Genomic DNA, 12212 nt, shown 5'->3' with positions numbered 1-12212 from the left:
ATGTTTCAACACTATTGAATAGGGGATGCAATTAGAATGAAACTGAATTACCGGACACGGTAGTCCTCCGCATGCGACTAGTTTAAGAAAGGAGTAAATTACATCTACAAGTGAAAGCGCTTCAAATCGAATGCAATAGATAGGGAGGTGAGGTTTTGGCATGGAGTTGTAAGCGATTTGCGCGATACCCATAGTCTGCAACGGAGAAGATATATTACAGCAATATTATGTAAGCGTTCTCTTTTCACAATAAATATTACTTGGTGATAAAACCTACCTCTAAACGTGGTGGTACATCTTCGAAAGGCTTCAATAGAGGTTTTCTCTGTAATTGATTAGGGCAAGAGAGTAATTTGAAGAAATATTATATCTGGAGGAACGAGATGACATTCATAAATGTTAATACGCAATCGCGCAGGATGATAGCGCTGATGCTCTCCCTGATTATGCTGTTCTCTCTGGCATTGCCTGTGCATGCTGAAGAGTCCACAAGTTCGGGTGAGTCTGTTACGGAGTCTACTTACGCGCAGACTGTAACGAAGTCTACTTACGAAAGTACTCCGAAGCCGATTGTTTACGAGTTTGAAGGGAACACCGACAGCACAGACGGATCGGCTAACGGCACGGTGACCGGTACCGCCTCATACGTGGACGGGGTCGTCGGGCAAGCGATAAGCCTGAATGGCTCTTATGTGTCGCTGCCTGCCGACCATCCGATGTCAGGCTACGAGGCCATTTCGATATCGACATGGGTGAACTGGAAAGGCGGAGCCGACTGGCAGAGACTTTTCGACTTCGGTAAAGGCACAAACAACTATATGTTCCTGACCCCGAAAAGAGGGAGCCTTATGCGGTTCGCCATTAAAAACGGCGGTGCCGAGCAAGTTGTCGATACGGCTCAGTTGCAAATCGGGCAATGGACACATGTGGCTCTGACACTGGGAGGCGGAGCGGTTAAGCTTTATGTAAACGGTCAATTGAAGGCAACGAATAATAATGTCACGATCAAGCCAAGCGATTTTGCGCCGAATTTGAACTATATCGGGAAAAGCCAATTCGCTTCCGATGCATTGTTCAACGGCTTGGTTGACGAATTCCGTATTTATGACTATTCCTTAAGCGCGGAAGAGATTGAAAGGGTTTACAAAGAGTCCAATTTCGATTCCGCGCTGAATCAAGCTGGCAAAATCATTGCGGTTGGCCAGCAGTACTACTCGGACGAAACTTGGGCTGTATTGCTAGAAGTTAACGATCGCGCGGAGTCCTTGAAAGTGGACCCTGAAGCGACGCAGGAGCAGTTGGACGCAATGGCTGCTGAATTGCTTGCAGCTATACAAGGTTTGTCCGAGCCTTTGCCGACCCTCGTTAACAATACAGGCACAGCGCTTGTTCATCCTGCCGTCAGTGTGGCGCCAGCGGATCTGATTCGCATACGGGAGCATATCCGCAATAAAGAACAGCCGTGGTACGGATATTTCGAAAACTTTGCGGCCAGTTCGTTCGCGTCCAAATCGTACGGGATCAGAATCGATAAAAATCCGTCCGCTGGTTTTGACGCACTTGAGGCGAACTACACCTACGACAACTACAGCACCAGCCTCTTTAATGGCGCAATGACGCAGGATGCGACTGCAGCGTACTATCAGTCAATTATGTATTTCATGACAGGGGATCCCGACTATCGGGAGAAAGCGATGCGGATCGTCCTGTTATGGGGCAGTCTGGATCCAGCTAAGGCGAAGTATGTAACCGATGCGCATATTCACAACGGGCCGCCAATGTATTATATGAATGCGGCTGCCGAATTGCTGCGTTATACGAGCACCAATCGCGAGAATTTGCAATGGAAGGACGAGTATTCCGAAAATTACAGCACAAACTTTCTGGAACCGCCGCTTCGGCTTTGGATGAATCGAAATACGAATTGGATGAACCAGCACCAAACGACCATAATGGCTCAATTATCTTCCCATATATTCATGGATAACAAGGCCGAGTACGAGCGTTCGTTGGAGTATGCAACCGTAAATGCCGCAACTCCTGCAGACCAAAAATATCATGACGGCTCTTTTGCCAACGGCATGTTCGAGTTTATCGTCGACCACGAAGGGAATGCTTTGGACGAACCGGTAGTGGCTGTCAAGGAGATGGTGCGGGATCAGCCGCATTCCTATGATAACATTGAAGGAATGGCCATTCTGGCTCAAACCATTGCCGCACAAGGCACCTTGCTTGATCCGGTTGACGGTACAGCAACGACGAACGCGGATGGAGTCGATGTTTATTCCTTTATGGATGATAGGCTGCTTAAAGGAACCAATTTCTACTATAAATATAATATGGGCTATAAGGTGCCGTTCAACGACGGCAACAATAATCCGATCAGCTCGGACAGACGCGGACGTATAGGCGGACGCGAGGACTACTATTACATTTATAAGTACGGCAAAGGCTATAGCGATGAAGATCCGGGTTTTAAGTATGTAGCTGAACAAATGTATCGGACTTGGGAAATCTTTGGTCTGACCGTAAACGATATGTGGCTCTATATTCCCGATGCTGCTTTAGGCCAACCTGTTCCGGCGGTTGCAACTGCGGAGAACGGCAGTACGGTTCCTTATCAGTTCGAGACAAGGTTTACTCCTTTTAACGACGGTATTACAAGGACAAAAGATGCGAATAACGATGCAATCCGTGTCGAGGCGATAGATGCGGATTCCAGGTTCGCTGTTTTCGGTGCAGGCGTCTGGCGAAACGGCAATCTGGCTTTCCGAATCAAAAGCAATGCCATGATGACCTTGAAATTCCATGCCAATCATGGCAAGGATGCGTTCGCTTCGGTCATCCTTCCGGATACCGGAGAGGAATGGAAATATGTGATCGTCAACTTGAGTACAGTGAAAGGCACCGACTTCCAGGCCGACTCCATCATTTATTTCAATGTCATCGGCGAGATAGGTGAATATGTGGAGTTTGATCATATGCTGGTGAATAGCACAACGGTTAAAAACCCGCTCTTCAGCGGAGGCGTAAACGTTCTGCATTTCGACACTTACCAGTCGGGGCAACTGCAATATGACCTATCCAATTCCGCAAGCAATACAGGCCAAAGCATTACGTACGCTGTCGTGGAGGAAGCAGGGTTTGCAAGCGAAGCCAATATTCAAGTAAGTTCCGCGGGCATACTGTCCGGAACGATTCCGGAATCCTTGCCAGCAGGCGATTATACCTTCCATATGACGGCTGCCAATGGCACATCCATTAATGTGCTTGCCGTTACCGTTACACTAGCAGGCGACTATGCAGAGGCTATCGATCAAACGATCGAGTCTTACGACTCCGCTCAAGTGTACGAAACGGCAAGCTTTACTGTATTCAAGCAAGCGCTTGATGCGGCGCTCGCCTTGATCGAATCCGGATACGAAGCGGACAGGAATGAAGCGTTGCTTGCTCTGAAGGCAGCTGTTAGCGGACTCCGTTTGTTGAATCCGTTGATAGAGGACGGAGCGCTGGATTTGTCGGGCATCGCGGTCGGGGCGCCGGACAGCGCCAATGTCAGCGGGGCTTCGCTGGTAGACGGCCATGCTTCTGGTGTTCCGATCAGGTGGATTGTTGACAGTAAGATGTTTACGATCGATTTTGGCGAGGGCTTCAAGGTTAAACCGCACGAAATGAAGATATTGGCAGACGGCGGTTTCCCGGATCGGTCAGAGGGAGCAATCATTCTGGCATCCAATGACTATACGAACTGGGTGCGCATCTCTGACGATATGTCGCTTTACACGACAGACTGGTTCACGTATTCGATCAAAGACGAATACAAGGATACCGGCTTTCGTTTTTACCGATTGAAGGATCTTACCTCAGGCGTATTGAACAAAGATGACTACACGGAGGATCAGCCGTTCTCCATCGCAGATCTTCACATTTTTGGAGAACGATATGAAACGGTTATTAAGCTGAAGGATATAGCTATGAAAGTGGAGAACGCCGTTCCCGATCAGGATACTCTTGTTGTTGCCCCAAGAGCGGTTACGGGGGACAAGGTCATTCTCACATTCAAGGAAACCGAGCCTGTTTCCGATATCAAAGCGACGATTCAGGGCGAGCCCGTTGCTGTCATACCGAACGGAGAGGGTTCTTATACTGCGGAGTATACGGTCCATGAGGGATCGAAGTCCGGTTATGTCGCCATTACGCTGGATTATACCTATGAGGATGGTAAAGCAGCCGATACGATTTATTCCTATCGGGAGACACTGGTTACGGATCCGATGACCAATACGGTTGTTTCGCAGAAAATATTAGTTTCCAACACATCCAATGAAATTTCCGGGCAAATAAAGCCGTTCTTAAAAGGCTCGGACAATACGCTGGATGCGAATGAAGTCAGTTATTTGTTCGACGGCAAAGTATCTACCTTCTCTGATGTAAGGTTTAGTAACGGAGGTTGGGGATATTATGAGATGGATTTCGGAGCGGATAAATTGATGAAGCTGGACCGAATCGAGATTCTGGGTCGTCCCGGCTTTCCTGGAAGAGCGGGAGCAGTTAGCGTAAGCGCTTCTGTTGACGGGATAACATGGAGCGTGATTTCCGAGGTTTCGAAAGGCTACAGCTTTAACATTTGGCAGCCGATCAACGTATTGGAACGATATAAGGATGCAGGCTTCCGTTATGTGCGTATTTATGGAGGCAACTGGTTCGGCAATATTTCGGAGCTGCGCGTATTCGGGGAAGCTGGAGATAATCTGGAGGTCTACCTGCCGGAGCACACGATCACGACATCGGTTAATGATCCGGCAGCCGGTACGACCTTGGCGTATATTAATACGAACGGTTTGCCGCCTGCACCGGAGCCGCCTGCGGATGCTGGTACCTCGTTGACCTTGTACGATGATGCGACATCCGTCACGGTCGTAGCGATTCCGAACGAAGGCTACGAATTTGTGAAATGGGTGGAACAGACAGAAAGCTACGGGCTTGCAGCGGATTATTTGTGGACAAAATATCCCGTATTCAATCTGACTACCTATGCCGGCGGTTATTTGGGGGGAGGCAAGACCTACAATGTCGCAAGAGACTGGAATCTGAAGGCCGTCTTTAGAAAAAAAGTAGAATCTGATGCCACGCTGTCCAGCTTGGCACTAGACGAAGTATCGCTGATCCCGGCATTTCAACAAGGCGTAACAAGCTACTCTGCCAGTGTGCATGCAAGCATATCAACCATCAATGTCACGGCGGTTGCAAGCCAAGATGCGGCCACAGTTCAGATTAACGGTATTGTGGTGGAAAGCGGAAGCTCGCACAATGTTGAGCTTGCCGGTGAAAGCACCGTACTTCAGATTTTAGTAACGGCAGAAGATGGAACGGAGAATCTGTACAACGTCACGATCAATAAGGAAATAGCTGTAACGATTGATCCGGTCGAGCCGAGCGGCAAGAACGGTTGGTATACGTCTCCAGTAACGGTGACTTTGTCTCCTGCGGATTTTGCGGAATACAGTTTGAATGGCGGGAGCTCATGGACTGCCTACAATGTGCCATTGGTCTTTGATCAAGAGGGAACGCATCTTGTACAGTACCGCCGTTCCGTTAATACGGGAGAGATGGGTTCGCTCGAGATCAAGTTAGATCAGACGGCACCACAGGCAACTATTGCCGGGGAGCAGACTTACACGATCGATCAGACGGTCAGCATCACGTGCAGTGCGCTGGACATTGTATCCGGCGTGACTTACTCGCCGTGCGATGCACCGCTAATGAATATTAAAGCTTATACGCTTGAGCCTGGCGTTCATACCCTATCGGTGGAAGCGGAAGATGCCGCCGGAAACCTGGGATCAGCCGTACATTCGTATAGCGTAGTAGCGACATTCGACAGCCTGTCTGCGTTGACCAGTACGTTCGCGGCCGAGACCGACGCTGCGGGGTCTCATCAAGTTGCAGCATCGCTTCAGCAGTGGCTGGCTAACGCCAAAGCGAAAGCCGAGCAGCGCAAAGGCGCGGAAGCCCGCCAACTGCTGAAAACGTATATCGCGGAAATGAACAAGCAAAGCGGCAAAGTGTTTAAGGCCGAACAAGCAGCGGCGCTGGTCCGCTGGGCACAGTGGCTGCACGACATAACGCCGCTTGCCGGCAGTGCTCCGGGGAAACCGGTTCTGTCCGACAACAATGGGCATCACATGGGCCTGAAGGATGGCAACTATTCCGTCACGATGAATCTGTGGTGGGGGAACAACGGTACCGAATTCAAGCTGTACGAGAACGGCGTGCTGATCCATACACAGTCGCTGACGGACAGCTCGCCGGAGGCGCAAACCGTGAAGAAGGATATTACGGGCAAAACGAACGGAACTTACACGTATACGTGTGAGCTGACGAACAGCTTCGGCACGACGAAATGCGACCCGCGTGTCGTCAAAGTCACCGACGCTGCTCCGGGTAAGCCGGTGCTGTCCCATGACAATTGGGACGGCGACGGAAATTACGGCGTCACGATGAACCTGTGGTGGGGGACGAACGGTTCCGAATACCGCTTGTACGAGAACGGCGTACTGATCGACACGCAGACGCTGAGCAAAGCGTCGCCGAACGCCCAGAAGGCGATCACGAATATCACCGCCAAGGCGCCGGGGGTGTTCGAATACCGCGCCGTATTGCTTAATGCAGCGGGCGAGACGTCTAGCGAGACGATTACTGTTACCGTGAATTAAGAAATTTGACATCCTAGTAGAAGAAACCATTTCCGCTGCCGTCCAAGCATCTAATGTCTTGACGGCTTCAAGGGATGCTCCGATTGCGATTTTTGCTTCCGGGCATCCCTTTTTTTATAAAAGAAAGCCGGATCAAACGAATGCCAAGTCAGACAGGGGTTGTTGTGCCGTTCTCTCGAATCCATCTAACCAAGGAGGAAAATATATGGTTCTCCCTAACTTTAAGGAAAGAAAACTCTATCATCGGATTATTTTCGTTATGCTTTGTTTTATTTTGGCAGTAACAAGCTTCTTCGTTTTGGGGAGCGGCGAGACGGCGAATGCGGCTATCTCGCCGCTGATCACTTCTTATAAACCTCAGGTCGTAAATGCCGATGTCAATGCTTCGTATACGGATTCTTCCGGGAACACGATATCGGCAACCATCCATCATCCGGGCATTGCCATGTCCCTGGCCGATCTCGACAATATGCGCGATCATGTAAGAGCTGGCGACGAGCCTTGGAATACGGCATTTCATGCATTTTCCAGCGACTCCCAAGCCAGCAAGACTCCAGCCATCTATTATCAAGTCGGGAACGATTTATTCGTCAATATTCTTGGTCCTTGGGCGTTTACTGACGCCAACGGCGTCTATTGGTCCAATCCCAGCGATTATGTAGGGACCCGTGCCAATACGGATTCTCAAACCGCTTTCATGCAGGCGATTATGTGGTATATTACCGGCGATGAAGCGTACCGTTCCAATGCCATGTATATTATAAGATCTTATTCTGCGATAGAGTCTGTCGTTACGCATACGAGCTTTCGTTTCGCAACGGTGACTTATCTATTAGCGGCAGCTGCAGAAATTTTACGCTATTCCGATACGCCGACTGAGAGTCTGAAATGGACCGCTGCGGATACCGCCAATCTTACCAATGCTATGAGCCTCCTTTCCGTTACTTATAACGCCCATACCTTTTTTATGAATCAGCATCAGTTTACGGTTATGGGAACGATGGGTAGAGCCATCTTCACCAATGACTTGCAGCTTTATGCAGAGGCCGTAGAAGCAGCGACCGTGAATTCCGCAGGCGATCAAGGCGGAAGAAACGGTTCGATCAAGTATCAGATGCGCATGATGACGCAAAACGAGGTAACGGGAGCGACAATGGACCCATCGGATTATCACGTGCAGGCAATCGAAATGGGGCGTGACGTGGGGCATACTTACGCCGATATCGCCGGACTGTCTACATTGGCGCAAACCATCTATGCCCAAGGCACGAAGGTTGATCCGGTAAATGGAACGATGTCTACTGCTGCTAACGCGGTGAATCCATTCAACTTCCTGGATGACCGGTTGCTCGCAGGAACCACCTATGCTCTGAAGTATCATCTGGGTTATGATGTGTTATGGACGCCTGCATGGGCAAACCAAAGCAGTACGATTCAATATTATAATACGATCAACGCAGACTACAGAGGCAGAATCGATGCTTACTTCAGTGTTTTATATAACTATTATAAATATATCGAACAACGGGATATGACTGGGGAGAAATATAAATATTTGGCCTATGCCTATGAGACGAGAATGCCGGAAGTTGCAGGCAAAGATTATCCGCTTGCTACTTTGTTGTACACGCCTGATGCCGCTAAGACGGTCGGCTTGAGCAATCAGAAAATTTTGGGCGGAATAACAGGGTTAACGGCAACGATGGCAGGCTCGGATACGATCAACTTAAGTTGGACGGCTGTTTCGGGAGCACTGGGCTATAACGTGTATCGATCCACAACGCCGGATGGGACTTATACAAAGATTAACAGCGCGCCAATTACGGCAGTATCTTATAGCGACACCGGATTGACACCTAATACGATTTACTATTATCAGGTTGGCGTAGCCGGGGGATCGACGTCAGCTGTCGTATCCGCGGCAACGGGAGGAACAGGCGTTCCGGCTTTGGATGCAAGCAGTTATACCATTATGGTGAATGATACGCATAATACGGCATTAACGGTCATGTATCCTGATAGGAGCATGCAGGACCTTACAACTCAAGCGAGTTATTCTTCATCTAACCCGGCCGTGGCAGCAGTGAATGCAGCAGGTGTAGTTACGGGGGCAAGTATAGGTACAGCTACGATTACAGCTACCTACAACGGACAGACTTACAATGCCATAGTAAAAGCAGTAGCAGATATTAGCTTAAACACTTGGTATAAATTTGACGAAACTAGCGGAACTACGGCCGCAGACTCGTCCGGATACGGGAATAACGGGACAATCAATGGCGGTACGAATGCAACGTGGTCAACAGGTAAATATGGAAATGCGATTACCTTTAGCGGAACGAATACAACTGCCGCTTATGTGGCGCTGCCAGGAAATATTGTGGATAATTTAACTAGTATGACCGTTGCGGCTTGGGTGAACAGCAGTAATACGGCTGATCAGATTAGCTTATTTACGGCCGGGCCGGCGGCTGCTCCAACGCCAACGAAATACATGATGATGCTCCTTAAGGGAAGCAGATTTACGATTACCGCTAATGGTAATACGGCGGAGCAGAGTATTTCACCGGGCGGGAATGTAACCGCTAACACGTGGAAGCATATTGCAGTTACGCTATCCGGCAGTACGGGTATTTTGTATATAGACGGGGTACAGGTAGCAACCAATACGGGTATGACGTTTAAACCTTCCGATTTGGCACCGGCGACCAGTGGAAACTTTATCGGAAAATCGGAATGGATGGGAGACAAATATCTGAAAGGGCAGGTTGACGATTTTAGAATCTATAACCGTGCTTTAAGTTCATCTGAAGTTACAAGCGTGATGAATGGGCAAACATTGGCAACCGTACCGGCAGCGCCGCCAGGCGTAACGGCAGCAACAGCGGATTACAACTCGATCAACCTAAGCTGGTCGGCAGTAACGGGAGCAACGGGGTACAATGTCTACATGTCTGACTCTACCGCCGTTAATGCTGTTTATACAAAGGTAAATACGGATGTGATTACAGGAACATCCTTTGCCGGCAAAGGATTAAAATCGTATAAAACATACTATTTTAAAGTAACTTCGGTAAATGCGCTGGGGGAATCCGGCATATCGGTTATTGCTTCGGCAACGACTTCAAATGCCATGCCGGATTCAAGCTTAATAGCCTGGTATAAATTTGACGAAACTAGCGGGACCGCAGCGGTAGACGCATCCGGATATGGGAATAGTGGTACGATCAATGGCGGGACTCTTGCAACGTGGACAGCAGGCAAATACGGGAATGCCATTACCCTCGGAGGAGCAAATACCGATGCGGCCTATGTGGAGCTGCCGGGTAATATTACGGATGATTTGAGCAATATGACATTTTCCGCATGGGTGAAGTCCAGTAATACGGCTAATCCGATCAGCTTATTTACTGCCGGGCCGGCAGCTGCCGCGACTCCATCGAAATATATGATGATGCTGCTTAATGGAAGCCGATTTACGATTACCGCTAATGGCAATACGGCGGAACAGAGTATTTCAGCGGGCGGTAATGTAACCGCTAACACTTGGAAGCACATTGCAGTTACACTATCCGGCAGCACGGGTATTTTGTATATAGACGGGGTACAAGCGGCAACCAATACGGGGATGACGATAAAACCTTCCGATTTGGCGCCAACCGCCAGCGGAAACTTTATAGGGAAATCGGAATGGACAGGAGATAAATATTTGAAGGGGCAGGTTGATGACTTTAGAATCTATAACCGTGCTATTAGCCCATCAGAAGTTACGAGTGTGATGAACGGGAAAACATTAGCCGTACCGACAGTGCCGACAGACGTGTCAGCCAAGGCGTTTAGCGGTTTGACAACGAATTTGAACTGGACGGCTTCTACGAATGCCACCAGTTATAACGTCAAGCGTGCAACTGCCAGCGGCGGGCCATATACTACCATAGCTACGGGCGTACTTGGAACAAGCTATACGGATTCAGGCTTGACTGCCGGTGCCTCGTATTATTACGTCGTAAGCGCCGTTAATCCAGGTCATGAAAGCGCGAATTCTACCGAAACGGGTGCAACTTTGCCTATCGTGCAGCTTCAATTTGACGAAGCAAGCGGAACAACGGCAGCCGATGCCACTGGCAGCGGTTGGAACGGCACTCTTGTGGGCGGCTCGTCATGGGCTGCCGGAAAAAGCGGCAACGCAGTAGATCTGGACGGGACAAACAACTATGTCACTCTTCCTGCCGGCGTTGTCTCCAGTGCTGACAATGCCACTATTGCGGCTTGGGTTTATCTGGATGCCGTGAGCAACTGGATGAGGATTTTTGATTTCGGTTCCGGAACGTCTACCTATATGTTCCTCACACCGAAAAACGCAGCTAATGGTAAAATCCGCTTTACAATAAAGAACAATGGCTCGAATGAGCAAATTATCGATGGTACGTCGGGGTTAGCAGCAGGAGGTTGGCATCATGTTGCCGTCACATTAAATGGCGCAACAGGCACCCTCTACGTTGACGGCGTCAATGTAGGGAGCAATAACGCTATGACTTTTAAACCATCCCACATGGGTTCTACCACGCAAAATTGGATCGGCCGCTCCCAGTACAATGATCCATACCTCAATGGGCGAGTGGATGACTTCCGTATTTATAACAAAGTTCTTACTGCGGGTGAGATTGCAGCGCTTGCTCAGTAAATTTTCAAGAAGCTCTTCGGTATTTAGCACGGCGCGGAAGTGCAAAAAATGGGGCCAAGGAGGAAATCTTGGCCCCATGTGCCTTGGCAGTGCGACCGGGCAACAAGAGGCGGACAGTTTCTAATTTAATTTTGCAGGCATATAAACGTGGTCGGTAATTTATATCGACTACGGTTATTTTTATGGATATCAACCCCAAAGGGGAAAAGATATAAGTTCTTGTCCTACAACGATATATGTTGTTGAACCTCCGACGGGGCTTCAAATTTGTCGGTCGACAAGAACATATATACATTGGAAGTCGCTTAATCAGCGGCTATTTTATTTTTTTTATATAGAAGTTCTTGTCGTGAGTTCAAGACAAGAACTTCTATACAAAGCCGTAATAGGACAAGAACTTCTTTACAGCCCCGTGATCCCCGAAAAATGCACGATTTCTTAAGCCAACGGGCAGTATAACGCAACTTCCACGCCTTTATAAACGTTTATCAAATAACTTGATTATTTAATGAGAGACCCTTATTCAAACAATCAACGCTATATGCTGGAAGGGGATGAAGTTTGTTGAAGAAGAAGGTTGTTTGGCTTCTCGGACTAGGACTCTTTCTAATTGCTTTAACTGCTGGTATTTGGCTGTACTTACCGCGTGAAGTGGATATAAGACTAGAAGGGGTAAAATACCGTTTAGGCACAGAGAATGCCTTAGAGGCCGAATCTGCCACCGTACAAATCGAAGGAACCTTTCGTCGAGCGCTGAACGGACAGCGACTGTTTAGAGGAACGGTAGAACTTGAAGGCGAACCGTTGCCTGT

General features: G+C 48.8%; 2 protein-coding genes and 2 pseudogenes. All 4 read left to right on the top strand.

Annotation, left to right across the window (positions count from 1 at the left end):
- Window positions 1–383: 383 nt before the first annotated feature.
- Window positions 384–5390, top strand: a pseudogene (locus tag AC1DF0_RS29845) (LamG-like jellyroll fold domain-containing protein); the annotation flags it as partial.
- A gap of 744 nt (window positions 5391–6134) precedes the next feature.
- A pseudogene (locus tag AC1DF0_RS29840) lies at window positions 6135–6716 on the top strand (chitinase N-terminal domain-containing protein); the annotation flags it as partial.
- Between the two features lie 205 nt (window positions 6717–6921).
- Complete coding sequence (locus AC1DF0_RS29835) at window positions 6922–11400, top strand: LamG-like jellyroll fold domain-containing protein (protein WP_477577074.1); 4479 nt, start codon at window positions 6922–6924, stop codon at window positions 11398–11400.
- Window positions 11401–11964: 564 nt separating this feature from the next.
- Window positions 11965–12212: hypothetical protein (locus tag AC1DF0_RS29830; protein WP_477577072.1), on the top strand; the 248-nt coding region annotated here is incomplete at its 3' end.

Source organism: Paenibacillus sp. 05T425 (genome assembly GCF_056396205.1).
Note: the sequence above shows the minus strand (reverse complement) of the source record. Positions and strands in the feature narration are given on the sequence as shown.

Coding starts and splice junctions, on each gene's coding strand:
- AC1DF0_RS29835 (WP_477577074.1), top strand. CDS start 6,922: ATGGTTCTCCCTAACTTTAAGGAAAGAAAACTCTATCATCGGATTATT.